Origin of the sequence: Pseudomonas sp. PAMC 29040 (assembly GCF_003994535.1) — a bacterium.
GTDB lineage: Bacteria > Pseudomonadota > Gammaproteobacteria > Pseudomonadales > Pseudomonadaceae > Aquipseudomonas > Aquipseudomonas paraversuta.
In genome coordinates this window covers 35,752-60,204 of record NZ_RZAA01000004.1, presented here as the reverse complement: position 1 = coordinate 60,204, position 24,453 = coordinate 35,752, and the positions used below count along the sequence as shown (strand labels likewise).

General features: G+C 55.5%; 25 protein-coding genes and 1 pseudogene. 12 read left to right on the top strand and 14 right to left on the bottom strand.

Going from position 1 to position 24,453, the window contains the following annotated elements; translation table 11 throughout:
- Positions 1 to 18 precede the first annotated feature (18 nt).
- On the top strand, positions 19 to 486 hold the full coding sequence (locus tag WG29040_RS08035; RefSeq protein ID WP_003440729.1) for a PA2169 family four-helix-bundle protein: 468 nt from the start codon (positions 19 to 21) through the stop codon (positions 484 to 486).
- Positions 487 to 599: 113 nt separating this feature from the next.
- Here the strand turns inward: WG29040_RS08035 and WG29040_RS08030 are convergent, their stop codons facing one another.
- Together WG29040_RS08030 and WG29040_RS08025 are read right to left on the bottom strand one after the other, a co-directional pair.
- Positions 600 to 1,070, bottom strand: a complete 471-nt coding sequence (locus tag WG29040_RS08030; protein ID WP_003440732.1) for a MaoC family dehydratase — start codon at positions 1,068 to 1,070, stop codon at positions 600 to 602.
- Positions 1,071 to 1,141: 71 nt separating this feature from the next.
- Entirely contained in the window at positions 1,142 to 2,086 is a 945-nt protein-coding gene (locus tag WG29040_RS08025; RefSeq protein WP_127195977.1) for an alpha/beta hydrolase, read from the bottom strand.
- 209 nt (positions 2,087 to 2,295) lie between these two features.
- On the opposite strand from WG29040_RS08025, the gene fadD2 reads away from it, so the two are divergent.
- Positions 2,296 to 3,984 (top strand): long-chain-fatty-acid--CoA ligase FadD2, encoded by a 1,689-nt coding sequence (gene fadD2 / locus WG29040_RS08020; RefSeq protein WP_127195976.1) that lies wholly within the window; start codon positions 2,296 to 2,298, stop codon positions 3,982 to 3,984.
- A gap of 359 nt (positions 3,985 to 4,343) precedes the next feature.
- Positions 4,344 to 6,035, top strand: a complete 1,692-nt coding sequence (fadD1, locus tag WG29040_RS08015; protein WP_127195975.1) for a long-chain-fatty-acid--CoA ligase FadD1 — start codon at positions 4,344 to 4,346, stop codon at positions 6,033 to 6,035.
- 102 nt (positions 6,036 to 6,137) lie between these two features.
- Here the strand turns inward: fadD1 and WG29040_RS08010 are convergent, their stop codons facing one another.
- The gene (locus tag WG29040_RS08010) at positions 6,138 to 6,518 is read right to left on the bottom strand and encodes a hypothetical protein (protein WP_003440740.1); all 381 of its coding nucleotides are present in this window, start codon (positions 6,516 to 6,518) and stop codon (positions 6,138 to 6,140) included.
- Between the two features lie 200 nt (positions 6,519 to 6,718).
- On the opposite strand from WG29040_RS08010, the gene WG29040_RS08005 reads away from it, so the two are divergent.
- The 3 genes from WG29040_RS08005 to def all read left to right on the top strand — a co-directional run bounded on the left by WG29040_RS08005 (position 6,719) and on the right by def (position 8,590).
- Positions 6,719 to 6,910: a CsbD family protein gene (locus WG29040_RS08005; RefSeq protein ID WP_003440746.1), complete on the top strand. Its 192-nt coding sequence runs from the start codon at positions 6,719 to 6,721 to the stop codon at positions 6,908 to 6,910.
- A 184-nt stretch (positions 6,911 to 7,094) separates the two neighbouring features.
- A complete protein-coding gene (locus WG29040_RS08000) occupies positions 7,095 to 8,048 on the top strand; it encodes a YihY/virulence factor BrkB family protein (protein WP_003440749.1) in 954 nt (317 codons plus the stop codon).
- Positions 8,049 to 8,050: 2 nt separating this feature from the next.
- A complete protein-coding gene (gene def / locus WG29040_RS07995) occupies positions 8,051 to 8,590 on the top strand; it encodes a peptide deformylase (protein ID WP_127195974.1) in 540 nt (179 codons plus the stop codon).
- A gap of 76 nt (positions 8,591 to 8,666) precedes the next feature.
- Here def and WG29040_RS07990 read toward each other — a convergent pair whose 3' ends face one another.
- Entirely contained in the window at positions 8,667 to 9,071 is a 405-nt protein-coding gene (locus WG29040_RS07990; RefSeq protein ID WP_127195973.1) for a GNAT family N-acetyltransferase, read from the bottom strand.
- Between the two features lie 589 nt (positions 9,072 to 9,660).
- On the opposite strand from WG29040_RS07990, the pseudogene WG29040_RS24705 reads away from it, so the two are divergent.
- Positions 9,661 to 10,431 (top strand): annotated as a pseudogene (locus WG29040_RS24705) (PAS domain-containing protein); the annotation flags it as partial.
- Between the two features lie 9 nt (positions 10,432 to 10,440).
- Positions 10,441 to 10,980: a methyl-accepting chemotaxis protein gene (locus WG29040_RS24700; RefSeq protein ID WP_238143970.1), complete on the top strand. Its 540-nt coding sequence runs from the start codon at positions 10,441 to 10,443 to the stop codon at positions 10,978 to 10,980.
- A gap of 51 nt (positions 10,981 to 11,031) precedes the next feature.
- On the opposite strand, the gene WG29040_RS07980 is transcribed toward WG29040_RS24700, so the two are convergent.
- Entirely contained in the window at positions 11,032 to 12,471 is a 1,440-nt protein-coding gene (locus WG29040_RS07980; RefSeq protein ID WP_127195971.1) for an MFS transporter, read from the bottom strand.
- Between the two features lie 152 nt (positions 12,472 to 12,623).
- Positions 12,624 to 13,655: a LacI family DNA-binding transcriptional regulator gene (locus WG29040_RS07975; protein WP_003440777.1), complete on the bottom strand. Its 1,032-nt coding sequence runs from the start codon at positions 13,653 to 13,655 to the stop codon at positions 12,624 to 12,626.
- A gap of 228 nt (positions 13,656 to 13,883) precedes the next feature.
- Here WG29040_RS07975 and WG29040_RS07970 point away from each other — a divergent pair, with 228 nt between their 5' ends.
- Together WG29040_RS07970 and WG29040_RS07965 are read left to right on the top strand one after the other, a co-directional pair.
- Positions 13,884 to 14,417 carry a gluconokinase gene (locus tag WG29040_RS07970; RefSeq protein ID WP_003440780.1) on the top strand — a complete coding sequence of 178 codons (534 nt, stop codon included), beginning with the start codon at positions 13,884 to 13,886 and terminating at the stop codon, positions 14,415 to 14,417.
- Positions 14,418 to 14,499: 82 nt separating this feature from the next.
- Complete coding sequence (locus tag WG29040_RS07965; RefSeq protein WP_003440786.1) at positions 14,500 to 15,852, top strand: GntP family permease; 1,353 nt, start codon at positions 14,500 to 14,502, stop codon at positions 15,850 to 15,852.
- A 51-nt stretch (positions 15,853 to 15,903) separates the two neighbouring features.
- Here the strand turns inward: WG29040_RS07965 and alaC are convergent, their stop codons facing one another.
- Positions 15,904 to 17,112 (bottom strand): alanine transaminase, encoded by a 1,209-nt coding sequence (gene alaC, locus WG29040_RS07960; RefSeq protein WP_010655918.1) that lies wholly within the window; start codon positions 17,110 to 17,112, stop codon positions 15,904 to 15,906.
- Between the two features lie 189 nt (positions 17,113 to 17,301).
- Here alaC and WG29040_RS07955 point away from each other — a divergent pair, with 189 nt between their 5' ends.
- Entirely contained in the window at positions 17,302 to 17,793 is a 492-nt protein-coding gene (locus tag WG29040_RS07955) for a GyrI-like domain-containing protein (RefSeq protein WP_127195970.1), read from the top strand.
- Here WG29040_RS07955 and WG29040_RS07950 read toward each other — a convergent pair.
- From WG29040_RS07950 to WG29040_RS07930, 5 genes are all read right to left on the bottom strand, one after another.
- Positions 17,790 to 18,296, bottom strand: coding sequence for an N-acetyltransferase (locus tag WG29040_RS07950; protein ID WP_003440796.1), 507 nt, complete (start codon positions 18,294 to 18,296; stop codon positions 17,790 to 17,792). The two genes, WG29040_RS07955 and WG29040_RS07950, sit on opposite strands and share 4 nt — an antisense overlap.
- Positions 18,297 to 18,410: 114 nt before the next feature.
- Complete coding sequence (gene mddA / locus WG29040_RS07945; protein ID WP_127195969.1) at positions 18,411 to 19,199, bottom strand: methanethiol S-methyltransferase; 789 nt, start codon at positions 19,197 to 19,199, stop codon at positions 18,411 to 18,413.
- Positions 19,200 to 19,342: 143 nt separating this feature from the next.
- The gene (locus tag WG29040_RS07940) at positions 19,343 to 20,530 is read right to left on the bottom strand and encodes a GAF domain-containing sensor histidine kinase (protein ID WP_127195968.1); all 1,188 of its coding nucleotides are present in this window, start codon (positions 20,528 to 20,530) and stop codon (positions 19,343 to 19,345) included.
- Positions 20,531 to 20,684: 154 nt separating this feature from the next.
- A complete protein-coding gene (locus WG29040_RS07935; protein ID WP_003440805.1) occupies positions 20,685 to 20,990 on the bottom strand; it encodes a PepSY domain-containing protein in 306 nt (101 codons plus the stop codon).
- 104 nt (positions 20,991 to 21,094) lie between these two features.
- Positions 21,095 to 22,228: a glycerophosphodiester phosphodiesterase gene (locus WG29040_RS07930; RefSeq protein ID WP_127195967.1), complete on the bottom strand. Its 1,134-nt coding sequence runs from the start codon at positions 22,226 to 22,228 to the stop codon at positions 21,095 to 21,097.
- Positions 22,229 to 22,364: 136 nt separating this feature from the next.
- Here WG29040_RS07930 and WG29040_RS07925 point away from each other — a divergent pair, with 136 nt between their 5' ends.
- Positions 22,365 to 22,688 (top strand): DUF2025 family protein, encoded by a 324-nt coding sequence (locus WG29040_RS07925; RefSeq protein WP_003440813.1) that lies wholly within the window; start codon positions 22,365 to 22,367, stop codon positions 22,686 to 22,688.
- Here WG29040_RS07925 and WG29040_RS07920 read toward each other — a convergent pair.
- The gene (locus WG29040_RS07920) at positions 22,685 to 23,218 is read right to left on the bottom strand and encodes a DUF1003 domain-containing protein (RefSeq protein ID WP_010655915.1); all 534 of its coding nucleotides are present in this window, start codon (positions 23,216 to 23,218) and stop codon (positions 22,685 to 22,687) included. The two genes, WG29040_RS07925 and WG29040_RS07920, sit on opposite strands and share 4 nt — an antisense overlap.
- 27 nt (positions 23,219 to 23,245) lie before the next feature.
- Positions 23,246 to 24,319, bottom strand: a complete 1,074-nt coding sequence (locus WG29040_RS07915) for a diguanylate cyclase (RefSeq protein WP_003440819.1) — start codon at positions 24,317 to 24,319, stop codon at positions 23,246 to 23,248.
- Positions 24,320 to 24,453 lie beyond the last annotated feature (134 nt).

Sequence of the window (24,453 nt, the reverse complement as noted above, 5' to 3'; positions counted from 1 at the left end):
CTTGTAAGGAATTGAATAATGACTGACCTCAATAAAGAAGCCATCTCTGTCCTGAACGATCTGATCGAAACCAGTAAAGACGGTCAGGAAGGATTCAAGACCTGTGCCGAAGATATCAAGCATCCTGAGCTCAAGGCCCTGTTTGCAAAACGCTCTGCAGATTGTGCGGCTGCGGCTGCCGAGCTGCAGGCCGCGGTACGCCAGTTGGGTGGCGACCCGGAGACCAGTACAAGCGTGGCGGGTGATTTGCATCGTCGCTGGGTCGATGTGAAATCGATGTTTACCGGCAAGGATGAAGAGGCAGTGCTCAATGAAGCCGAGCGCGGCGAAGACCATGCGCTGAAGGCTTATAAGGAAGCGCTGGAAAAAATTGAGAAGCACCAACTGCTGCACATTCGTGATCTGGTAGAGCGTCAGTACCATGGCGTACAACGCAATCACGACCAGGTCAAGGCTCTGCGCAACCAAGCTCGTGCCCGCTCTTAAACGTAAACGCCTGCGTAGCCCTTGGTAGCTGAGGGCTGACTCGCATACAGCAAAAACCCGGCCTGTTATCCAGGCCGGGTTTTTGCGTTGCGGGCATTTGCACGTCGTGCAAATCAGCTAATGCTGATAGCCGGCAACGGGGTCAGGGTTACGGTTTGTTGTTTGCGCGGGGCAATGATTTCGGCTTCGCCATCGACCACGATTTCATCGCGTTGATTGAACACACGGGTCGCTATACGCACGCGGAACTTGGGCAGTTTCTCGAGAATTTCCAGACGCACGGTCAGGGTGTCGCCAATTTTCACCGGCTTCTGAAAGGTCATTTGCTGGCCGACATAGATAGTGCCCGGGCCAGGCAACTCACAGGCCACGGCTGCACTGATCAGCGCGCCACTGAACATGCCGTGGGCAATGCGTTCCTTGAACATGGTTGCGGCGGCAAATTCCGGATCCAGGTGCACCGGGTTGTGGTCACCGGACATGGCCGCAAAAAGCTGAATGTCGCGCTCTTCGACGGTTTTGCTGTAACTGGCAGTCTGGCCGACTTCAAGGGCTTCGTACGGGGTGTTGGTAACCTGAGTCATCTAGCGCATGTCCTGTGACGAGTGTTTAATTTCAAGTTTTTGATTTTAAAGTATTTTTTAGAATGGTCGAGCTATTCGCTGTGGGGCGGGCGGGAGCGAAGCAGGGCCTGGTCAAGCCATTCGACAACATCTGTAGTCACTTCGTCACGGTTGATTTCGTTGAAGAGCTCATGCCGTGCCTGGGGGTAGATTTTGAGTTGCAAGTCCTGACTGCCGGCTTTGCGTAAAGCCCCGGCCAGGGATTCCAGGCGCTTGCCTTCACTGACCGGGTCACAGGCGCCACCCATCACCAGCAAAGGCAGGGCTGAATCAATTTGCACGAGGTTGGACGCTTTGCTGATTTGCTGCAAGCCGCCCAGCAGATCAATCCAGAGTTGATTGGTGCAACGAAACCCGCACAAGGGGTCGTTGGCGTAGGCATCGACTTCGGCCGGATCGCGACTGAGCCAGTCATAGCGGGTGCGATTGGGCTTGAATGCTTTATTGAACGAGCCAAAGGACAACCACTCGATCAGCGCGCTGCGTCCTTTCGGGCCCTGGCGCCAGCGTTCCAGTCGGGCTATCAGGCTGGCAGCCCGGTAAAGCGCGACAGGCTGGAAATTGGAGGCGCTCAGAATTGCCCCCTGCAGGCTGTTGCTGTGGTGGAGCAAGTACGCCTGGGCGATGTAGCTGCCCATGCTGTGGCCAAGCAGGAAGATCGGGAGCCCCGGGTGGGCCTGGCCGATGTGCTGATGGAGGCTGGCGACATCACTGACCACCGCGCACCAGCCATCATGGTCAGCAAAGTAGCCCGGTGTTCCGCGTTCGGCCGTTTTACCGTGTCCGCGCTGGTCGTGGGCATACAGGCCAAAACCGGCTTCATTTAGCGCCTTGCCCAGTCGGGCATAGCGAGCAGTGTGTTCCGCCATGCCGTGGACCAGCAACACAATGGCTTTGGGCGTAGCGCCAGGCAGCCACTGATTAACCAAAAGGCCGCTACGGTCATTCGCGTCCAGCCAGAAAGTCTGATGAATCATGGCCATTCCTTTACACGGAGTAGGAGCAGTGTATAGCGCATTCACAGGCAAACCACTTAACTGGCGATGCCGCGGTAATAAGATTCAAGATGTAAATGGCGAATATCGGTGTATTTGCCTACAACTTGATAACTGTTAACGTCAGTTAGCTCCGCTTTTCAACGCCCAAGGGAAGCGGCCAGGCACATTCAGGTCCGAGGACAAAAATAATGCAACCTGATTTCTGGAATGACAAACGTCCTGCCGGTGTACCGCTGGATATAGATATGACGGCCTTCACATCGGTCGTTGATGTGTTTGAACGCTCGTGCAAGAAATTCGCCGATCGTCCGGCGTTCAGCAACCTGGGTGTGACCATCACTTATGCCGAACTGGAGCGCCACAGCGCAGCGTTTGCCGGTTATCTTCAAAATCATACCGACCTCAAGCCCGGCGACCGCATCGCTGTACAGATGCCCAACGTGCTGCAATATCCGATCGCGGTATTTGGTGCGTTGCGCGCCGGTCTGATGGTGGTCAACACCAACCCGCTGTACACCTCTCGCGAAATGCGCCATCAGTTCAAAAGTGCCGGGATTCGGGCGCTGGTGTACTTGAACATGTTCGGCAAGCGCGTGCAGGAAGTGCTGGCAGATACCGAGATCGAGTACCTGATCGAAGCCAGAATGGGCGACATGATGCCGGCTGCCAAAGGCTGGATTACCAACCTGGTGGTCGACAAGGTCAAAAAGCTGGTGCCGGCCTACCAGTTGCCCCAGGCCATTGCCTTTAAAAGCGTATTGCACCGGGGCGCAGGCCAGCCGATTCGGCCGGTGCCGGTGACGCTGGATGACACGGCAGTCCTGCAATACACCGGTGGCACCACCGGACTGCCCAAGGGCGCAATGCTCAGTCACGGCAATCTGGTGGCCAACATGCAGCAGGTGCGTGCTTGTCTGTCCCAGCATGACGAGAGTGGGCAACCGATTCTCAGGGACGGTCGGGAGGTCATGGTGGCGCCGTTGCCGCTGTACCATATCTATGCATTTACCGCTAATTGCATGGGCATGATGGTCACGGGTAACCACAACATCCTGATCACCAATCCGCGTGATATCAAAGGTTTCATCAAGGAGCTGAAGAACTGGCGGTTCACCGCTTTTCTGGGGCTTAACACCCTGTTTGTCGCGCTGATGGACCATCCGGACTTCAAGAGCCTGGACTTCTCGGGGCTGAAGGTCACCAACTCGGGCGGTACTGCGCTGGTCAAGGCCACGGCCGAGCGTTGGGAAAAAATCACCGGATGCCGCATCGTTGAGGGCTACGGCCTGACTGAAACGTCGCCGGTGGCCAGTGCCAACCCCTGTGGTTCTCTGGCCCGGCTGGGCACCGTGGGCATGCCGGTTCCGGGCACGGCGATGAAAGTAGTCAGCGATGATGGCAGCGACCTGGGTTTGGGGGAGCGCGGCGAGCTATGCGTCAAAGGCCCGCAAGTCATGAAGGGGTACTGGCAAAACCCGCAGGCAACGGCCGAAGTGCTGGACGCCGAGGGGTGGTTCAAGACGGGTGATATTGCGGTGATTGATCCCGATGGTTTTGTCCGGATTGTCGATCGCAAAAAGGACCTGATCATCGTTTCGGGTTTCAACGTGTACCCCAATGAAATCGAAGATATCGTGATGGCCCACCCCAAAGTGGTGAATTGCGCGGTAATCGGCGTGCCTGACGAGCGCACCGGGGAGGCCGTCAAACTCTTTGTAGTCGCGCGCGAAGGCGGGGTCAGCGTTGAAGAGCTCAAGGCGTACTGCAAGGACAACTTCACCGCTTACAAGGTACCCAAGCAGATAGTGCTGCGTGACTCCTTGCCCATGACTCCCGTGGGGAAAATCCTGCGTCGCGAGTTGCGTGATAACGCCTGATTCCATCAGCCTGGTGAAAAACGCCCGTTTGCTTTGAGCAGACGGGCGTTTTTATTCGTCTATAACAATAGGCAGGGTTTGATCTGGATCTCTGAGGGGGCGCCGTAATGCTTGAATTAGAGCGGTTTTACTATCAATAGAGCTATTGTACTAATGATGACTTTGGATTGTCCTACAGTCAGGTTTGTGACTCTGCGGGCCATCTTTGGCTCTAGGCGGCCTCTGGCAAAGCTGCTACTCTCGGCGCGCTTTGTGACTTCTCGGTAAGTGAAAAGCCAGATTTATCCATTACAAAAATCACACAAATAATAACCGCATCAATGCGGTGAAGAATTCGCGACGCTGAGGAGTGGGCTTCCATGATTGAAGACTTTTGGAAGGATAAGTACCCAGCTGGGATTGCTGCTGAAATCAACCCGGATGAATACCCGAATATTCAGACGGTACTGCGCCAATCTTGCCAACGTTTTGCGGATAAACCCGCATTTAGCAACCTCGGTAAAACCATCACCTATGGTGAGCTTTACCAGCAATCAGGTGCATTTGCCGCCTACCTGCAGCAGCACACCGACCTGCAACCCGGCGATCGCATTGCTGTGCAGTTGCCCAACTTGCTGCAATACCCGATCGCTGTGTTCGGAGCCATCCGCGCCGGCTTGATCGTGGTTAATACCAACCCGCTGTATACCGCGCGGGAAATGGAACACCAATTCAATGACTCCGGCGCCAAGGCGCTGGTATGCCTGGCGAACATGGCGCATCTGGCCGAAAAGGTCGTGCCCCAGACTTCGATCAAGCATGTGATCGTTACTGAAGTGGCTGACCTGCTGTCGCCCTTCAAGCGCGTGTTGATCAACAGTGTCATCAAGTACGTGAAAAAAATGGTCCCGGCGTATCACTTGCCCAAGGCCATCAAGTTCAATGATGTGTTGAGCAAGGGGCATGGCCAGCCAGTAAACGAAGCCAGCCCGCTTGCCAATGACGTCGCGGTTCTGCAATACACGGGCGGCACCACTGGTGTGGCCAAGGGGGCGATGCTGACCCATCGCAACCTGATCGCCAACATGCTGCAGTGCAAGGCGCTGATGGGTTCCAACCTTAACGAAGGTTGCGAAATCCTGATCACGCCATTGCCGCTTTATCATATCTACGCGTTCACCTTTCATTGCATGGCAATGATGCTGCTGGGCAATCACAACATATTGATCAGCAACCCGCGTGACCTGCCGGCGATGGTTAAAGAGCTGTCGAAGTGGAAGTTCTCCGGCTTCGTAGGGCTTAACACCCTGTTTATAGCGCTGTGCAACAACGACGGGTTCCGCAAGCTGGACTTCTCGTCCCTGAAGGTGACGCTGTCGGGGGGCATGGCCCTGCAACTGTCCGTGGCCGAGCGCTGGAAGACGGTAACCGGCTGTGCCATTTGCGAAGGCTACGGCATGACCGAGACCAGCCCGGTGGCCTCGGTCAATCCGATCCAGCACATTCAGATCGGCACTATCGGCATTCCGATGCCTTCGACCCTGTGCAAAGTGATCAATGATGCGGGTGAAGAGCTGCCGTTGGGTGAAATCGGCGAGCTGTGCATCAAGGGCCCGCAGGTGATGAAAGGTTATTGGGAGCGTCCTGATGCAACTGCCGAGATCATGGACAGCGAAGGCTGGTTGAAGTCCGGTGACATCGCGCTGATTCAACCTGATGGCTATATGCGCATTGTCGATCGCAAAAAAGACATGATCCTGGTCTCTGGCTTTAACGTTTACCCGAACGAGCTGGAAGATGTGATGGCCTCATTGCCGGAAGTGTTGCAGTCGGCGGCGATCGGTATTCCTGATGAAAAAACCGGCGAGCTGATCAAGGTTTTTATTGTGGTCAAGCCGGGCATGACCCTGAGCAAAGAGCAGGTCATGGCGCATATGCGCGCGAACCTGACCGCTTATAAAGCGCCGAAAATTGTCGAGTTCCGTGACAGTTTGCCGACCACCAACGTAGGCAAGATCCTGCGCCGTGAGTTGCGTGACGAAGAGATGAAGAAACTGGGTCTTAAAAAGTAATCTGCCCTTAAACAATAAAGCCCCGCATTGCGGGGCTTTTTTGTTTCAGCTCGCGTTTACCGCTGTGCAGGAGCGAACTTGCCCCTGCAGGGTTTGCGCTGTTTATTTTTGCAGAAACTGCGAAAAGTTGACGCCTGTGCCTGTCGGACGCACGTCCTGCAGGAAGGAGTCTTTGTCCGCGCTCAGCTCAAGACTCATGGTCGGCGTACGCTTGTGCGTCGCTCGTACCACCATGCCTTCGCGTTTCTCGCGCAGGAACGCAGTGGTGACCTTCAAGTGCAGCAGTTCATCGGTACTTGGGGTATGCAGCAACAGATGCACCCATTCGTACTGACCGACGGCCAGACGCGCCAGGGGAATATCGAACCACCAGATGTTCTTGTTGGTGTTCAATGTGGCGAAATGGCAGTTGTTGACGCCAAGCACAGCGCCGCCAAGTTCCTGGTTTCTGCGGGCAATGGCCAGCTTTTTATCGAGTTTCATAACCTTCCTACAATTGCTGATCTTCAGCGCCATAGCCTGAATCCGTTGCGCATTCTCGGGGGTTAGGCGGCAAACATAAAGCTCAACCTGCGCGGAACGACGAAATGATGGCCAGAAAATAAATGAAACTCCTGCGGTGACGATCGGGTCAATGATTCTGTCGATGTAATGACATCCGAAATTTCATCAGGAGAAATCCCATGAGCAGCACTGGCGATAAGATCAAAGGCAAAGCGAACGAAGCAGTAGGTAATGTCAAACAAGCGGTGGGGAAAGCGACCGACAATGACAAGCTGCGTGCCGAAGGCAAGGCCCAGGAGCTGAAAGGCGAAGGCCAGCAAGCGGTAGGCAAGGTGAAAGATGCGGTCAAGAAAACCGTCGATAAAGCCTGATAACCCAGGATTGCCGCAGGTGCGTCGGGTACCTGTGGCGAACATGAACGGTCATCCATGTGATGGCCGTTTTTGTATAAGTGTTTCCATAGTCGCCAACTTGACTACATTTGAGGTAAAACCCCAACCCAGAGCTTATGGCTGGCTTGCACAACCTACTTTTTAAGCGGCGAAAGGAGACGCTATGTTATTCCCGGTCTTGAATGGCCTGCCGTTGGGCAAAGTACTGATTCGCACGGTGAAAGAGTTTATCGACGATGAAATGTCGACTTACGCCTCGGCACTGGCCTATCAAATGCTGTTTTCGTTATTCCCTTTCATTCTGTTTTTGATTGCCCTGATCGGCTTCTTGCATCTGCCGGACTTTTTCTCCTGGTTGCGCCTGCAGTCTGAACTGGTACTGCCGCCGCAGGCTCTGGAGCAGGTCAACCCGGTCATCGATCAGTTGCAGCAGTCCAAGGGCGGATTGCTGTCGGTGGGTATCGTAATTGCCCTGTGGACCGCTTCGGCCGGTGTGCGGCTGATGATGAGCGCCATGAATGCCGCCTACGATGTGGTCGAGGGGCGGCCAGTCTGGAAGCGATTCCCGCTGTCGATTTTTTACACCATCGGCATTGCCGGAATGCTTCTGGCAGCCGCCGCGCTGATGGTGCTCGGGCCGCAGGTGATGAGCTGGCTGGCAGGACAGGTCGGGCTCGAAGAGTTCGTGGTGACACTGTGGACCATCCTGCGCTGGCCTGTGATTGTGCTATTGCTGATGGTGGCGGTGGCAGTGATTTACTACGTCATGCCGGATGTGGAGCAAAAATTCCGGTTTATCACCCCGGGTTCGGTGCTGGCGGTGGTTGTATGGATCGTGGCTTCGCTGGGCTTTGCCTTTTATGTCAAAACCTTTGCTGACTACAACGCCATGTATGGCAGCATCGGTGCGATCATCGTGCTGTTGCTGTACTTCTACATTTCTGCCGCGGTGCTGCTGCTGGGGGCTGAAATGAACGCCGTGATCGAGCACATGTCGGCAGAGGGCAAGGATCCGGGCGAAAAAACCTTCGATGGCTCCGACGACCCTGATCCCAAGCAACACGTCTCCGGGCTGGGGCGTGACCATTCCATTCCATCCACTCCAGATGAAGCCTGACTATGATTCGTGAAATTCTGAAAATGGGCGATGAGCGTTTATTGCGCGTTGCCCAGCCGGTGCCGGCTGAAATGTTCGATACCCCGGAACTCTGGCAGTTGCTGGACGATATGTTGCAGACCATGGAGCACGCGGGCGGTGTGGGGCTGGCGGCCCCGCAAATCGGGGTTGACCTGCAGATGGTGATCTTCGGGTTCGAGCACAGCGAACGTTACCCTGATGCTGAAGCCGTACCACAAACCATCCTGATCAATCCGTTGATCACTCCGCTCGGTCCGGCGCTTGAAGAAGACTGGGAAGGCTGCCTGTCGGTGCCTGGTTTGCGCGGGGCAGTCGAGCGTTTTCAGAAGATCCGTTACGAAGGTTTCACGCCTAAAGGTGAACCGATCGTACGTGTGGCGGAAGGTTTTCATGCACGAGTAGTGCAGCATGAATGCGACCACCTGATCGGTCGCCTGTACCCGTCGCGGATCAAGGATTTCAGCAAGTTCGGTTTTATCGAGATGTTGTTCCCGGACCTGGAGCCGGGCACCCGGGAATAACTGCCTTGCTTTGCAGGGGCGAGCTCTTTGAATGCTCTTCAAACAGCTCGCCCCTGCAGGGAGGGGAGCGCCGGGCTTAACGGCCCATCGCTATCATCGCCTTGTTGCGTTGATAGCGCACCAGCCGCTCATACAGGGCATGGGGCAAGTCAACCTCCAGACTGAACCCCATCTTTTCATAGAGCCCTTGCAGTTCAGGGTCGCAAAACAACCAGACCATCCCTTCGCACTGCGATGTTGCCGCGTTGACCAGCGTGGTAGCTATGCCTTGCCCGCGTACTGCCGGATCGACAAACAGGCCGGTCAACCAGTAACCGTTGGCCATTGGTCGCAGACACAAACCGGCGACTATCTGGTCCTGGCGGGCAACCCACAATTGAGCTTCCTTGCTCGCTTTCATCGACGATTGGTGAGAGCGGTAAAACTTGTTCAGCAAGGGCCACAACGGCGCGTCGAGCGAAGAATAAGCAATGGCAGTCATAAGTCCACAGGCTTGAAAAGGGAGCGGCAGTATAAACAAATAAGTGCTTGAACTTTATAAACCTTGGGTATTGCCGCTTATTTGCAATTAAAACGCTTTGTTTATCATTGTTTTTTGAATAAAGGGTTTTAAATCCGAGTGGGTTCCCGATAGGTGTTATACCTGTGCCACACCCCCTGAACAGTTGAGCGCTTAACATGGCTAAAGGTATGGATTCAAAGAAGGCCGCAAAAAAGAAACCGGCCAAAACAGCCGATGAAAAACGCGCGGACAAGAAAACCAAAAAATCCGAAGTCGGATTGTTTGGTCACTGAGTGATTTACAGGAGCCCGTATTCCGGGCTCCTTGGTTTTTTGATTGGCGCAACGTCGATTTGGATTATTCTGCGCAATTGAGCACTTCGTCGCACACTGATGGCGATTTGCTTGCACGCTGTATCTGGCTGGCTATGCTTCAATTCTTGGGGGTTGAACATATAAAACTTACATCCCCGAAGTGCGCACATCTCTATGTTAAAGGCAGCAGGCACGTTTTCTTGTGTCGTGAAGCGTTTGAATTATCAATAGAAAGCATCTTCAGGAATTGAGCCATGTTCAACTTTCATCACAAAGCCGACCTGCTTGAGAATCAGCGCCTCACCTGTTCTCTGGATGAGAGCAAGGCCAAGCTGATGGCCGTCAGCCGCTCAATGGCAATCATTGAGTTCACTGCCGATGGCGTCATTGTGGATGCCAACGAAAATTTCTGTCGCGTGACGGGTTACTCGGTCGATGAGATCAGCGGTAAACATCACCGTCTTTTTTGTGAACCGGACTATCTGCGCACTGAACAATACGCACAGTTCTGGAAGGACCTGGCCAGTGGGGTGCCCATGAGCGGCACTTTCTTGCGGCTTGATAAAGCCGGTCGCGAGATCTGGCTTGAGGCCAGCTACATGCCGATCACCGGCCCGAACAATGAGGTGACCCGGGTACTCAAGGTGGCAACCGAGATTACCGAGCGGATCAACAAAGAGCGGGAAAATCAAAGCATTGTGAATGCATTGAGCCGCGCCATGGCGATGATCGAGTTCTCGCCCGATGGCCGTGTGATCAACGCCAATCAGAACTTTCTCGACACCATGCATTATTCACTGTCTGAAATTGTCGGGCAGCACCACAGCATGTTCTGTCGCAGCAGTGAGAGCGAGTCTGGCACCTATAAAGCTTTCTGGGCTTCCCTGAATCGCGGCGAATACCATTCCAGACGCTTTGAACGGGTCGATAAATACGGCCATACAGTTTTCCTGGAAGCGTCCTACAACCCGATTTTTGATGCCAAGGGCCGACTGTATAAGGTCGTCAAATTCGCCAGCAACATCACCGCCCAAGTGACTAACCTGCAAACCGCCGCCGAGTCGGCCCACAGCACTTCGGTACAGAACGACGCCTGTGCGCAGAAGGGTTCTCAGGTGGTTCAGCAGACTGTACAAATCATCGAAGCCATCTCCAAAGATCTCAATGAAGCCGCGCAAAGCATCGATGCGGTGAACAAGCAGTCCGACATCATTGGCAAAATCGTGCAGACCATTCGTGGTATTGCGGATCAAACCAATTTACTGGCGCTCAATGCTGCGATTGAGGCGGCCAGGGCCGGTGAACATGGGCGGGGTTTTGCTGTGGTGGCGGATGAGGTCAGAAGCCTGGCGGCACGTACCAGCGCGGCAACTGTGGAAATTGTCGAGGTGGTGCGCAAGAACCATGATTTGTCGCTGAGCGCGGTGAGCAGCATGCAGTCGAGCCTGAGCCGGACCGGGCTCGGGGTTTCGCTGGCGAATGAGGCCGGGGAGGCGATTCTGGAAATCCAGCAGGGCTCCAAGCATGTGGTGGATGCCATCAGCCAGTTCAACTCGACGCTGCAACTGCATTAAAGGCCAACCCCCCCGACCGATTGTGTGAGCCGGCACCCCGGCTCACCGTTGTTACCGATGGGCAATGCTCTCCAGTGCCAGGTTACGGGTACGCGGACCAAACCCGCCGATGGTGATCATCACGATCAGCATGCTGCTGACGATAAACGCCAATACCCCCGGTGTGCCGAAGTGCTCCAGGAAAATACCCACCAGCAAACTGCTGAACACAGTGGACAGCCGGCTGAATGAATAGCAGAAGCCGACCGCACGCGCCCGGATATTGGTCGGGAACAGTTCGCTTTGATAAGAGTGATAGCTGAAGCTCAGCCAGGCGTTGCAGAAGGTGATCATCACACCGCAGAACACCAGGCCCAGCGCGCTGGTCTGAAACGCGAACAAGGTACCGAAAATCATTGCTCCAAGCGCTGAGCCAACAATCTGCCACTTGTTTTCAAAGCGGTTGGCAAAGCGCATGAACAGCAGCGGCCCAAGGGGGTAGGCCAGGGTAATGATGAAGGCGTACATCAGGCTGTGGGTGACGCTGACCCCCTGTCCTGAAATCAGCGCGGGCAACCAGTTGCCGAAGCCAAAGAAGCCGATGGCCTGAAAGACGTGAAACACGATCAGCATGATGGCGCGTCGGCGATACGGCGGTTTCCAGATATCGGCAAAGCGGCCTTCACCTTCAAGGTTCACGGGTTCGGGTTCGGGCGTATCCAATGGTTTTTTGTGGTCACTCAGGCAGCGGGCTTCCAGATCATCAAGGATCCTGTTGGCCTCTTCAAAGCGACCCTTTTGCGCCAGCCAGCGCGGAGACTCAGGCAGGCTTGAGCGTAACCACCAGATAAACAGGGCAAACACGGCGCTGGCCAGCACCACCCAGCGCCAGCCCGAGACGCCAAACGGCGCCTGTGGCACCAGCCACCAGGACATCAATGCAACGGCTGGCACTGACAAGAACTGAATAAAAAACGCAAAGGCGAAGGCCGAACTGCGCATGCGCTTGGGCACCAGTTCTGACAGGTAGGCGTCAATCGTGACCAGCTCGATACCCAGACCAATGCCCACCAGGAAACGCATGAAGATGATGCCTGCAGCCGAACTTTGAATGCCCATCAACACCGTGGCCAGGGTGTACCAGATCAGGGCGAAGGTGAAAATTGCGCGCCGTCCGAACCGGTCGGCCAGAGGGCTGAGCATACTGGCGCCAAGGAACAGGCCAAGAAAAGTGGCCGAGGCAAATGCAGCCTGATCAGAAAAACCGAACACCCCTTGTGCGCCCGTCGCGAAAATACCGTCACGAATCAGGCCCGGGCTTATATAGGCAGTCTGGAACAGGTCGTAAAGCTCAAAAAAACCGCCTATTGAAAGCAGTGCCACTAATTTCCAGACACTGGCCACGGCCGGCAGGCGATCAATCCGTGCGCTGATCCAGGCCGCACGGGCAGGATCGATTCCGTCCGCTTGGGCGGCCGTTGCGCCAGGGTAGGTAGAGGAGACTTCAGGCATTGGCGAACTTCCTTTTTCTGTAAGTCAGAAAGGGTAGTTCGCTTGCCAAGGTTATTGCTTGTGAAGTTCAGGCCCCGGGCGGAGGAATTCAGCGCCTTGTTGCCATAAATGGTTACAAATTAGTGCTTTATGCTGCGCCAGCTTAATCGGGGCTAGGTGCTTTCGCGCACCATCAGGTCAAAGCCCATGTCCTGCACCGGGTTGGCAACCCTGTTTCCCGCCATCAACGTGAGCATCTGCTCGGCCGCATGACGGCCAATGGCTTCTCGCGGAGTACGAATGCTGCTGAGGCGCGGCACCATAAACTCGGAGGAGGGAAGGTCATTGAATCCCAGAATGGCAATTTGTCCGGGGATTTTGATGCCGATGCGTGCGGCTTCCAGCAGGGCGCCCTGCGCCAGGTCGTCATTGCCGAAAAATATTGCATCCACCTGCGGATGGTTGGCCAGCAACTGCAAGAACATCTCGCCGCCCAGGCCGACAGAAGAGGGGCGGGGAGTCAGGATTTCCAGGTCGGGGTTATACAGCCCGGCCTGCTGCAAGGCCAGGCGATAGCCTTCGCCGCGCAAGAGGGTGCGCTGATCAAGCTGTGCACCTATATAGGCAAGTTGGCGGCGGCCCCGTGAAATCAGGTGCCGGGCAGCGGTCTCACCGGCCTTCAACTGTGAAAAACCTACGCAGTTGAGGCCCTCGGCGGCGTCCAGTTCCATCATGTACACGCAGGGCACATTGCTGTTTTCGATCATCCGGCGCGAGCTTTCGGAACGATCAAAACCTGTCAATAACAGACCCCGTGGCTGATAGGCCATGTAGTTGCGCAGCAGGTTTTCTTCTTCGTCCCGTGAGTAGTGAAAGTTGCCGATCAGCACTTCAAAGCCCTTGGGCCGCAGTACGGCATGGATAGCTTCGAGGGTGTCGATAAACAGCAGGTTGGACAATGACGGCACCAGCACCACCACCGAATGGCTCTGCGCCGAAGCCAGCGCCCGGGCAGCCGGATTGACCACATAGTTCAGCTCATCGGCCGCTTTGCGTACCTTTTCCGCCAGCTCGGTGGCAACACTGCTGATCCCGCGCAAGGCCCGCGAGGCGGTAATAGGGCTGACGCCGGCAAGGCGGGCGACTTCATTAAGGGTGGGGCGACCCGTGGTTCGGGTGTTTTTATCGTTTTTAAAGGAGGTCATCGGGCGGCTTGCCAAACAAAAAACAAGTCACTAAGGTAGCGCTGTCCTAGGATCCCCGCAATTGCCTGATTGCGTGTAGGGCAGTTACCCCAGCTTTGTATGTAGAGAGCGCCACCGCGTCTCCCCATAAAAACGAGAAATAGACGTCGGTAGCCTGGTCTTTGTGCTTTGCTTTCAACTATTGAACGCAGCAACAAAGACAGCGCTGTCTACGGACTGAGGTGTTTCATGAGTCAACCTATCACTGCCCTGGTCATAATGGGTGTTGCCGGCTGCGGCAAGTCCAGCGTGAGCCAGGCGTTGTGCCAGCTCAACGGCGCGACCCCGATTGAAGGCGATGCGTTTCACCCTGCGGCCAACATTGCAAAAATGAGTGCAGGTATTCCCCTGACCGATGACGACCGTGCCGGCTGGCTAGACAGCCTGTGCGATGAACTGCGTCGTGCCGTAGCCAAAGGCCAGCATCCGGTCTTGACCTGTTCGGCCCTGAAATTGCGTTATCGCGAGCGTCTGCGCAGTGCGGTCGACGGTCTTGGATTTGTGTTCCTGGAGCTGACGCCAGAGGTTGCCGCTGATCGAGTGGCCCATCGTCCGGGGCACTTCATGCCCAAGACGCTGATCGACAGTCAGTTCGCTGCGCTCGAGTCACCTGTCCATGAGCCCCTGGTGCTGACATTGAATGCCGCGCAACTGGACATCGACCAACTGGCGCGCGCTACCCGTGACTGGTGGCGTGAGCAATCACTGTTGGCAACGTCATGATTTTGTTACAGATAGACAGCGCTACCCGCCTCAGCCATGGCTGCATTTGCGTAGTTGATAACAACAAGACAGGAGACGCCCCATGCTAGGCATGTCCCACAATACCTTTCTGCTGCTTGATGCAGTTGTGACCATTATCGGGCTGATCGTATTGATCACCCGGTTCAAGCTGCATCCCTTTATTGCCTTGATCATCGCCTCTGCGTTTCTGGGCCTGACGGCGGGCATGCCTGCCAACCTGATCATCAAGTCGTTCCAGGATGGTTTTGGCGGCGTGCTGGGCTTTGTCGGGATCATCCTGGCTCTGGGCACCATGCTTGGCAAAATGATGGCTGACTCCGGTGGTGCCGACCAGATCGCCCGTACCCTGATCCGTGCCTTCGGCAAGGAGCGGGTGCAGTGGGCGATGATGTTTGCCGCGTTTTTAGTCGGGATTCCATTGTTTTTCGAGATCGGTTTTGTATTGCTGATCCCGCTGGTATTTATTGTGGCGCGCCGCACCGGAGTATCGATCATAAAAATCGGCATTCCGCTGCTGGCCGGTTTGTCGGCAGTGCACGGCCTGGTGCCGCCGCACCCGGGGCCATTGCTGGCCATTGGCGTGTTCGGTGCTGATATCGGCAAAACCATTCTGTACGGCCTGATCGTCGCGTTGCCGACGGCAATCATTGCCGGTCCGATCTACGGCACTTTCATTGCCAAATACATTCCCGGCACTCCATCCCAGGAATTGATGGACCAACTGGCGAGCGAACCTGAGTCCAGCAGCCTGCCTAGCTTCAGCATTACTCTGATCACCGTGCTGTTGCCGGTGTTCCTGATGTTGCTCAAGACGTTCGCGGACGTGGCGTTGCCCGATGGCAACTTCTTCCGTGTCTGGATGGACATGATCGGTCACCCGATCAGCGCCCTGTTGCTGGCTTTGTTGTTGGCGCTGTACACCTTTGGTGCACGTCAGGGCATCGACTCCAAGCGCATTCTCAAGTTGCTCGACGCGAGTCTGGCGCCCACCGCAGCGATCATTCTGATCATTGGTGCGGGCGGCGGTTTCAAGCAGATGCTGGTAGCCAGCGGTGTGGGTGATGTGATCGGTCACATGGCGGTCAACGCGCAGATCTCGCCGATCTTGCTGGCGTGGCTGGTGGCTGCGGTGATCCGCATTGCAACCGGTTCTGCCACTGTTGCAACTATTACCGGGGCGGGGATTGTGTTGCCGGTAGTGGATTTGATTCCCGGGGTTAACCGGGAACTGCTGGTACTGGCAACAGGTGCAGGTTCGCTGATTTTGTCCCACGTCAACGATGCGGGTTTCTGGCTGGTGAAGCAGTACTTCAACATGACCGTGGCTGAAACCTTCAAGACCTGGACTGCGATGGAAACCATTCTGTCGATCGTGGCCCTGATCTTTATCTTGCTACTGTCGCTGGTGATTTAAAGCCTTCTGCTGCGCCAGGAGCGAGCCCGCTCCTGGCGCAGATAAGAAACCTCAGTTGGCGCTCACGCCATCCGCCCGGAACATCGCGCGAATACCACGCAAGGCCTGACGGATGCGGTCCTGGTTTTCAATCAGGGCAAAGCGCACATGATCATCCCCGTACTCACCAAATCCTACGCCTGGTGAGACACAAACCTTGGCGTCCGCCAGCAGCTTCTTGGCAAACTCCAGTGAGCCCAAGTGTGCATAGGCCTCGGGAATCTTGGCCCAGACATACATCGAGGCTTTCGGGTTTTCGACCATCCATCCCAGTTCATGCAAGCCTTTGACCAGCACGTTACGGCGTTGCCGGTACTGCTCTGCAATATCCTTCACGCATTGCTGGTCGCCTTCGAGGGCAGCAATTGCCGCGACCTGCAGCGGGGTAAAAGTACCGTAGTCGTGGTAACTCTTGATCCGTGCCAGGGCGTTGACCAGCTCTGCATTGCCCACCATAAAGCCGATACGCCAGCCTGCCATGTTGTAGCTTTTTGACAGGGTGAAGAACTCAACCGCAATGTCCTTGGCGCCCGGTACCTGCATGATCGACGGGGCTTTCCAGCCGTCGTAGACGATGTCTGCATAGGCCAGGTCGTGAACCACCAGCACATCGTATTGCTTGGCCAGGGCCACCACGCGCTCGAAGAAGTCCAGTTCGACACACTGGGCCGTGGGGTTGGACGGGAACCCAAGGATCATCATTTTGGGTTTTGGAATCGAGCCGCGAATGGCTTTTTCCAGTTCGGCAAAGAAGTCTACGCCGGGAATCAGGGGAACCGAGCGCACCTGGGCGCCAGCAATCACGGCACCGTAAATGTGAATCGGGTAGCTGGGGTTCGGCACCAGCACCGTGTCGCCCTGATCCAGCGTGGCGAGCATCAGGTGCGCCAGGCCTTCCTTGGAACCGATGGTAACAATGGCTTCGTGTTCGGGGTCGATCTCAACGTTATAGCGGTCGGCATACCAGCGAGAAATGGCCCGGCGCAGGCGTGGGATTCCGCGGGAAGTTGAGTAGCCGTGGGTGTCTTCACGCTGTGCGACGGTGCAAAGTTTTTCGACAATATGCGGTGGCGTCGGGCCGTCGGGGTTGCCCATGCTGAAGTCGATAATGTCTTCGCCACGGCGCCGTGCCGCCATTTTCAGCTCGGCAGTGATGTTGAATACATAAGGGGGGAGTCGATCTATGCGCGCAAAGCGGCGCGGCGAACCTTGGTCTGCCATGTGTGCCTCTGGTACGTAAGCGCCCGGAACCGTCCGAGCGACGCTGACCACTGCGGTGGTCTGGGCGAGACAATAAAGGCGCTGATGGCCTTTTGTCCAGATACAAGTTTTTGACCTGTCATCACCCCCGGGTTTTTTGTTCCTATACTGACCCGATCCGTTTCCTACTCACTCAATGAGCACGATCTTATGGAACAGGCAGAGAAGTTCGATTTACCAGCCCCGCGATTTACCAAAGGTCACTTTCAGTTGATTGCCGGTTTGGGCGGACGTTTTACCCAGGAGAGTGCTGAGCAGATTCCACTGCTGTGGGAACAGTTTCTGCCGCAGAGCGATAACATCCCCTGCAAAGTTGGCGAGGAAACCTATGGCGTTTGCTGTAACCCGGATGGCCAGGGCGGCTTCGAGTACATCGCCGGGGTTGCCATCAGCAAGCTGGATGACTTGCCTGAGCGCTATCGCTGGATTGAGCTGCAAGAACAGGAGTACGCCGTATTCGAGCATCGTGGCTCGCTGGCCGGTTTGAGCCAGACCTTTCAGTCGATCTGGAAAGACTGGCTGCCCCAATCATCCTATGAAGCCGCGGATGCTCCAGAGTTCGAGCGCTACAGTGCCGACTTCAATCCGCATACCGGTGCCGGTCTGTTGGAGATCTGGTTGCCGGTCAAGCCGCGGTCCTAGCTCGCCTGTGCATGTGTGCCGTGGGCCTCGGCAAGATCGAGCACCAGGCGTCGCTCACCCAGATATGCCTCGCCACATTCAACCCAGCCCTGGCTCAGGTAAAAGGCCAGTGCGCTGGTATTGAAAGGGCTGACAGACAGCATCAACTGCCGGATCTCGGGCCATAGCAGACTGACTGCCAGGGGCAGTTGCCGCAGGCAGGCTTTGCCCAGGCCCTGGCCTTGTACTCGCTTGTCGACCTGCAATGCATGCAGGGTGGCGCAATCAGCTTCAGCCCAATGGGCCAAAAGTGGCTTGCGCCTGAGCAGCAAGAAGGCCACTGGCCGCTCATCACCCAAGAGTACGAAACCTTTGATCCCCGGATGGGGTTCGGCCGGCAGTGAATACAAGGCTGACTCGATGTTGCCCGAGTAGGCGATTTGTTCAGCATGAACTTCAAGCGTCTGTAACTGCTCGAGTTGGCGCGGTGTCAGGTCTTCATAGGCACAGAGTCGGGTGTTCATGCTGGGGTTCTGTCGAAGTGCAATGGGGGCCACCGAACCGTTGGTTCAGTGGCCGTTTGAAGATCACGTCAGTTTCTACCCATCTGCAGTTCAAATACAGAAAATATCCGCATATCAGTCCTGAGGGTCAGGCTTGCGATGTGGAAAGGGCAGTAACATGCCGACGGTTTTTTGATAGTGGCGGTATTTCTCACCAAATATTTCGACCAGGTCTTTTTCTTCCAGGTACGAGCCAATCATGATGTAAACCGTACTGGTCAGCGCAAACACCAGATGCCCGACAGTCATGGCGGGCGTGGCCCAGAATGCGATCAAAAAGCCCAGGTACAGCGGGTGGCGTACGATTTTGTAGAGCAGTGGTGTCTTGAAGGTACTGTCCACTGCTCTGGGTTTTCGCAAGGTATCGAGGGCCTGCTTGATCCCGAATAGCTCAAAATGGCTGATCAACGCGGAAGCCAGGAATACCAGGCCCCATCCGAGCCAGAACAGGCCACTGAGCAGCCCGGTGGCCAAGGGTGAATCGGCCTTCCAGACCAGGGTGTCGATCGGCTGCCACCACCAGCACATCAATGCCAGAACCGCACTGGAAGCCAGTACATAGGTAGCGCGTTCAATCGGGGCAGGCACGAAATTTTGCCACCAGAGTTTGAAGCTTTTACGGGCCATGACGCTATGTTGTACGGCAAACAGACTGATCAACAGCACATCGACGAGAAGTGCCTGCGGCCACGGAATTCCCGGGCCTGAATCAATACTTTTGGGAACGGCTACATTGCCCAGAAAGCCTATGAAGTAGAGAAAGCCCAGCAGGAAACACAGGTAACAGAGCAGGCTGTAGAGCAGGCAGGCAATTTTTGCTGTGGGACTGAGGGGGCGAGGTTTGTGTTCGGATCTGGTCAACATGAACGAGTCCTTTCGAAGATGGAAAAACAGAGCTACACGTCCTCCAACTTAGTTCATATCGGCCAGCTGGCCCGCGCCAGTGGTCGGCGCCAAAAAATCACTCCCCGTGCAATGTGGCTCCTGGTTGCGGCGAAAACTGCCCGTCACGAGCTAGGTTGCGCCTCGAATTCAAAGGTAAAGACCGTACCCTGCTGTTCATTGGAAATCACCTCGACATGGCCGCCATGGGACAGGGCGATCTGGCTGGCAATGTACAGGCCCAGCCCCAGCCCGGCCTGTGGTGTGTCGTTGGCGGGACGGTAGTAGGGTTGAAACAGGTACGGCATGACCTCTGCCGGAATGGGCGGCCCCTGATTGGTGACGCTAAGGCTAAAGACCCGGTCTAGGATCCGGGCTTCGACGTGAACCGGATCGGTGGCAGAACCATGGGTGATGGCGTTGGCCAGCAGATTGGAAAGCAGTTGTGCCAAACGGCCGCTGTCACAGCGAATGCTGTCCAGTGGCTCTATTTGTAACTGAATCAGGCGGTGGGGATGAACGCTTTGTACTTCCGAGATGACATGCAGCAACACTTGATCGAGGTCGGAGCATTCGCGCAGCGTCAAGGGGATTCCGCCACCGAGTCGGCCACGGGCAAAGTCCAGTACATCTTCTACCAGCTGCGAAGCGCGATAGCCGCAGGTCAGAATGTGTTGCACCAGATGCTCGGTCTTCGGATCGGGGTGTTTGTGCAATAGACGTTCGGCTGCTGTGGTAATGGAGAATAACGGGTTGCGTAAATCGTGGCCTATGACGGCAATGAACTGCTCGCGCAACTCAGCATTTTCACGCTCCTTGATCAGTGCCATCTCTGTGCGCTGCAAGTTTTCTTCGGCTTCAATTTGCAGCGAAAGCAAGCGCGAAAATGACTCCATCGTCGATTGTATGGCGCTGTTTTTGAGCCTTGCGGGTTCCGGGTCCAGGGCGCAGAGGGTGCCGAAGAACGTGCCGTCAGTGCGAAATACCGGAATCGTAATGTAACTCTCGAAGCGATACATTTTGGGTGTGGCATGGTGTTGGTACAACGGATCTGCGCTGGCCTGATCGATGATGATCGGCAGGTGTGAGGTCATGCTTTCAAAGCACAAGGTACTGATCAGATCCAGTTCCCCGCCGGCCTGCAAGCCAAAACCCAGGTTGTCGAGCACCGCGCACGCGGTCCAGGTTTGTTGGGTGACACGCGCAACGGCGGCAAAGCGCATTCCGGTCATTTCAGTGATGACCTGAAGAATCGCCGGTACGGCACTGATCCGGTTAATCGTCGCGATATCGGCGGCCGTACTGTGCCCCATGGGAAATGTTCTCGCAGAAAAAACCTGATTCTAGCCAGAACAACTGGAGCTCGTGCAAATTCATACTGGGTGAGTGTGAAAGTCCGAGGAGAGCAGGGGTAATAAAAAAGCCGCGCCCCTCATGACGAGGGGCGCGGCTTTTTATTTATGCGACTCAAGTATCTTGTTTGTCTTGCAGCACTTCGGCGGTTTTTGCATCGAGGTCTACATCCCACTTGATGCCTTTGGCGTCACGCAGTTCAACCTCATAAACCAGTTTGCCGTAGGAGTGATCCAGCTCGGTGTCGACAATGGTCGAACCGGGGTGTTTATCCAGTGCCGCTTGATTGAGTTTTTCAAATGAAGCGATCTCACCCGATTTGAGCAGGCCCGGAATATGGTCGGGGCGTACATCGGCCTGGGCCAGGCCGGCAGTCAGGGTCAGGGCGGCAGCGGCGAACATCAGGTTAAGTGGTTTCATGTTTAATCCCTCCAGGGTGAACTCTTTAAGTGGGATCAGATTAACCATGACAACTTAATTAATCCTTAATTTTCGCCCTGTGTCTGAATTACTTACTCAAGTTCTTAGTAGCCGTTCTGTTCCAGTAGTTGGTTCACGCTCTTTGTCGCGGGGCGCTGGTAGTACTTGAGCAGTTCGCTGGCGCGGTTAGTGAAGATGCCGTCTACGCCGACATCCATGGCCTTCTTGAAGTCCACTGGCTCGTCAAGGGTGTAGACATGGACCAGCATGCCTTTGTCGTGGGTCGCCTGGTTCATCCACGGCTGAATCAGGTCGAAATAGCTCTGGGCACCTCCCGCGGTCAAGGCCGCAGACGGGCCTGTGCCGATGGCACCGTTGGCCTTGGCAAAGTCGAGCCACTGCATGAACTCGGCTTTGTCCCTGGGTTGAAGTCTGGCGTAATAGGCTGCTTTGTCCTTCGCGCCCGAGTCGGCAAAGCTGACGCTGGAGTTTGCTGCCATGCCGCCTTCGCCGACCCACAGGAGCAAGATTTTTGGTGTGTCGGGCATTTCTTTTTGCAGTAATTCAAGGCTGCTTTTTTCGAAGGTTTGCAGCATCACCCGGCCTTTGCCTTCACCGGTTTGAAGCGCACCCCTGTCAGCAGTTGAAACGACCGGTTTTAGCCAGCCGCGTTCGCCCAGCTTGTTTTTCAGGTCGCGCTCAATACCCGGAAACTGCTTGGGCTCTTTTGTTTCGATGTACAGGCCTGGCTTGTGCTGCGGGTTGCCCTGGGCAATATCGATAATTTCGTCCAGCGTCAGGATTGGCAGTCCGACATAGGCGGGGCGGGCGCGGTCGGGATAGGCCTGATTGAACCAGCTACCGGCATCCAGGGTTTTCAGCTCTGCCAGGGTGAAGGCGCTGGCCGGGCTGTCTTTGCGCTCGGGGAATTTTTGCGCAACATCCGTGGTGCGTAACAAGCTGTTGTCATGTAGCGCAAACAGCACTCCGTCTTTACTGCGTTGCAGATCCATCTCCAGGTAGTCGGCACCCAGGTCACGGGCAAGCTTGTAGGACGCAGCGGTAGACTCCGGTGCGTCGAAAGATGCCCCTCGATGGGCGATGACTGCCGGATGCGGGATGCCATGAGCGCTGGCCAGGGCTGCTTCGGATGCGTCTGGGGCGCTGGCGGCGTGTGCGCAACCCATTCCTAGCAGCAAGCTCAGCAGTAGAGTGCTTTTGGCAAAAGTAACAGGCATTGTTGAGGTCCTTGGTATTAGAAAATTTGTGCAGTACTCTTGGTGTCATCAGCGTCCCCGGCAGAGGGGCGAGTGTTCAATCTTGCGTGTAAATCATCGACCCTAGAGCCTTCCTGGCTCTTCAGTGAGGTTTACCATGCGCATCACTTCGCAGCTAATCTGCCAGGCCGCCGATCTACTTTACGGTTTTGTCGGTTTCAATCGTAAGACTCAACAGTACATTGTTCGTTTCAGTGAAGATTCTTTCGGGATGGATGTCGCCGACGACAACATCACGCCTGCTTGCGAGTTCGTCTGGCAGCCCGCGGCGCAGGACACCATGACACTCAAGCGCGAGCTGATCCAGTTGTTACTGGAGCAGAATATCGACGACCGCCTGAACATCACCGAGCCTTTGCGTGTGTACATGCAACGTCAGGACTTGCCTGAAATTACCGCGGTGCGCCGCTGTGTCAGTTAAGGCGCCTTGCGCACCAGATGCTGGTGCATTTCCGAGGTCAGGCTTTCAATTCGCTCGGTCAGTTGCTTGGTCATTTCGGTCAGCCGGGTGTTTTGCTCCAGCAACGTCATGATTTTCTCATTGGTTTGCGCTGCAGCGGCTTGTCGCTCGGTATTGGCCACGGCCAGTGCTTCACGGTGCTGGGCGTCAGCATCTGCCTGGGCCTTGTCCCGTGCCGCCTGGCGGGTTTGCGCCAACAAAATCAAGGGGGCGGCGTAAGCCGATTGCAGGCTGAAAGCCAGATTGAGCAGGATGAACGGGTAGATATCAAAATGCGTCACGCCAAACAGGTTCAAACACACCCATATCACCACGATCAATGTCTGGGCGCCTAGAAAGGTGGGCGTGCCAAAAAAGCGGGCAAAGGCTTCGGCTCTCAAGGCGAACTTGTCACTGCCGAAAGTAGGTTCCAGATGGGCGTGGGCTCGATGAAAACGTAGATGGTCAACTTTTTCAGGGGCGTGCGCAGTGTCGTTTTTATCTGTATTCACAGGGCTCTCGCTCTCGTTTTGCGTGCTTTATGGCTTGCTCAAGACTATATCCATCAGCGTGTCTGCGGCTCCGAGGCTGATCTTGTTACGACCGGTATTCTTGGCGATATATAACGCTTTGTCGGCTTCATTCAGCCACATCGAAGCATCCTGATATTCGGGCCGGAAAGCTGCCAGGCCGATGCTCAAGCTTGCGCGCAACTCAGGTTCATCGCAGTGCCGGTAATTACTGAACAACTGGCTCAATCGCTCCATGATTTCCTGCGCTTGGGCCAGTGAGCGATCAGGCAAAATGACGCAGAATTCATCACCGCCATAACGCCCGGCCAGGTCTTCTACGCGCAGGTTATCTTTGAGTTCGTTGCTCAACTCGCGCAGCACGCCGTCGCCTACGATATGTCCGTGGGTGTCATTGATGCGCTTGAAGTGGTCAATATCAATCAACACCAGGGTGGCAGTGGAATGTGTCTGCTTGCAGTGTTGGAAGCTGATTTGCAGCAAGTCTTTCCATGAGCCGTGGTTGAGCAGTCCGGTCAGGCTATCGGTACGGCTCAGGGCGCGCAGCGTACGTTTGTGCTCGGCCAGTTTGGTCGCCAGTTGATAGCTGATCATGCCCACGGCGAACGGATAGAGCGTCAACATGGGCAAGCAGGCATAGATTTGTATTGCCGTGGTGTCCGGGTTGAAGGCCGCGCCAAATAACAGCCATGACAGCAGGACTCCGGCCAATTGTGCCAGCAGCCCGCGGATCAGCATTTTTGGGCCGCCGACGGCTACGTTGTTCATGATCATCATCGACAGGATGGTCACTGTCGGCAGCGGATTGAACTGCATGCTGGCGGCCCAGAAGCCTCCGAACAAAGAGTCAATCAGCATGTTGTGGCGTTCGGCCCGATACGGGTAAATAGAACGGCAAGACAATTGAAAGGCCAGGTGTGGCCAGATAAAGCCGTTGATCAGCAACAGCCCCCATACCCAGGTCGGCAAGTTGAGGGGGTAGATGGCAGCCATCACGCTGAAGCAGCCAATCGCCAGGCCAATGCTTCGCGGCAAATAAATTCGCCGGGCGAACGACAAACCTTTGCCTTTTTGATTGTCCATAGTTATCCGGCAGATGTCTGGATAGTGGAGTGCGTCTTTGCCATGGGACAGCACTGCTGATCTTTGATATTCAGCGAGTAGCGCGTTGTGGATTTTTACGCTGGCAACATCCGGATAACAACTCAGCGTGTGGG

Excerpts from the sequence above, each read along its gene's own strand:
- fadD1 (WP_127195975.1), top strand. The coding sequence starts at position 4,344 with ATGATTGAAGACTTTTGGAAGGATAAGTACCCAGCTGGGATTGCTGCT.
- WG29040_RS07955 (WP_127195970.1), top strand. The coding sequence starts at position 17,302 with ATGGAACAGGCAGAGAAGTTCGATTTACCAGCCCCGCGATTTACCAAA.
- WG29040_RS07915 (WP_003440819.1), bottom strand. The coding sequence starts at position 24,319 with ATGGACAATCAAAAAGGCAAAGGTTTGTCGTTCGCCCGGCGAATTTAT.
- alaC (WP_010655918.1), bottom strand. The coding sequence starts at position 17,112 with ATGGCAGACCAAGGTTCGCCGCGCCGCTTTGCGCGCATAGATCGACTC.
- WG29040_RS08000 (WP_003440749.1), top strand. The coding sequence starts at position 7,095 with ATGTTATTCCCGGTCTTGAATGGCCTGCCGTTGGGCAAAGTACTGATT.
- WG29040_RS07940 (WP_127195968.1), bottom strand. The coding sequence starts at position 20,530 with ATGGGGCACAGTACGGCCGCCGATATCGCGACGATTAACCGGATCAGT.
- WG29040_RS07980 (WP_127195971.1), bottom strand. The coding sequence starts at position 12,471 with ATGCCTGAAGTCTCCTCTACCTACCCTGGCGCAACGGCCGCCCAAGCG.
- WG29040_RS08030 (WP_003440732.1), bottom strand. The coding sequence starts at position 1,070 with ATGACTCAGGTTACCAACACCCCGTACGAAGCCCTTGAAGTCGGCCAG.
- WG29040_RS07965 (WP_003440786.1), top strand. The coding sequence starts at position 14,500 with ATGCTAGGCATGTCCCACAATACCTTTCTGCTGCTTGATGCAGTTGTG.
- fadD2 (WP_127195976.1), top strand. The coding sequence starts at position 2,296 with ATGCAACCTGATTTCTGGAATGACAAACGTCCTGCCGGTGTACCGCTG.
- WG29040_RS07975 (WP_003440777.1), bottom strand. The coding sequence starts at position 13,655 with ATGACCTCCTTTAAAAACGATAAAAACACCCGAACCACGGGTCGCCCC.
- WG29040_RS08035 (WP_003440729.1), top strand. The coding sequence starts at position 19 with ATGACTGACCTCAATAAAGAAGCCATCTCTGTCCTGAACGATCTGATC.
- def (WP_127195974.1), top strand. The coding sequence starts at position 8,051 with ATGATTCGTGAAATTCTGAAAATGGGCGATGAGCGTTTATTGCGCGTT.
- WG29040_RS08010 (WP_003440740.1), bottom strand. The coding sequence starts at position 6,518 with ATGAAACTCGATAAAAAGCTGGCCATTGCCCGCAGAAACCAGGAACTT.
- WG29040_RS07925 (WP_003440813.1), top strand. The coding sequence starts at position 22,365 with ATGCGCATCACTTCGCAGCTAATCTGCCAGGCCGCCGATCTACTTTAC.
- WG29040_RS08005 (WP_003440746.1), top strand. The coding sequence starts at position 6,719 with ATGAGCAGCACTGGCGATAAGATCAAAGGCAAAGCGAACGAAGCAGTA.
- WG29040_RS07970 (WP_003440780.1), top strand. The coding sequence starts at position 13,884 with ATGAGTCAACCTATCACTGCCCTGGTCATAATGGGTGTTGCCGGCTGC.
- WG29040_RS07950 (WP_003440796.1), bottom strand. The coding sequence starts at position 18,296 with ATGAACACCCGACTCTGTGCCTATGAAGACCTGACACCGCGCCAACTC.
- WG29040_RS07935 (WP_003440805.1), bottom strand. The coding sequence starts at position 20,990 with ATGAAACCACTTAACCTGATGTTCGCCGCTGCCGCCCTGACCCTGACT.
- mddA (WP_127195969.1), bottom strand. The coding sequence starts at position 19,199 with ATGTTGACCAGATCCGAACACAAACCTCGCCCCCTCAGTCCCACAGCA.
- WG29040_RS07990 (WP_127195973.1), bottom strand. The coding sequence starts at position 9,071 with ATGACTGCCATTGCTTATTCTTCGCTCGACGCGCCGTTGTGGCCCTTG.
- WG29040_RS08025 (WP_127195977.1), bottom strand. The coding sequence starts at position 2,086 with ATGATTCATCAGACTTTCTGGCTGGACGCGAATGACCGTAGCGGCCTT.
- WG29040_RS07930 (WP_127195967.1), bottom strand. The coding sequence starts at position 22,228 with ATGCCTGTTACTTTTGCCAAAAGCACTCTACTGCTGAGCTTGCTGCTA.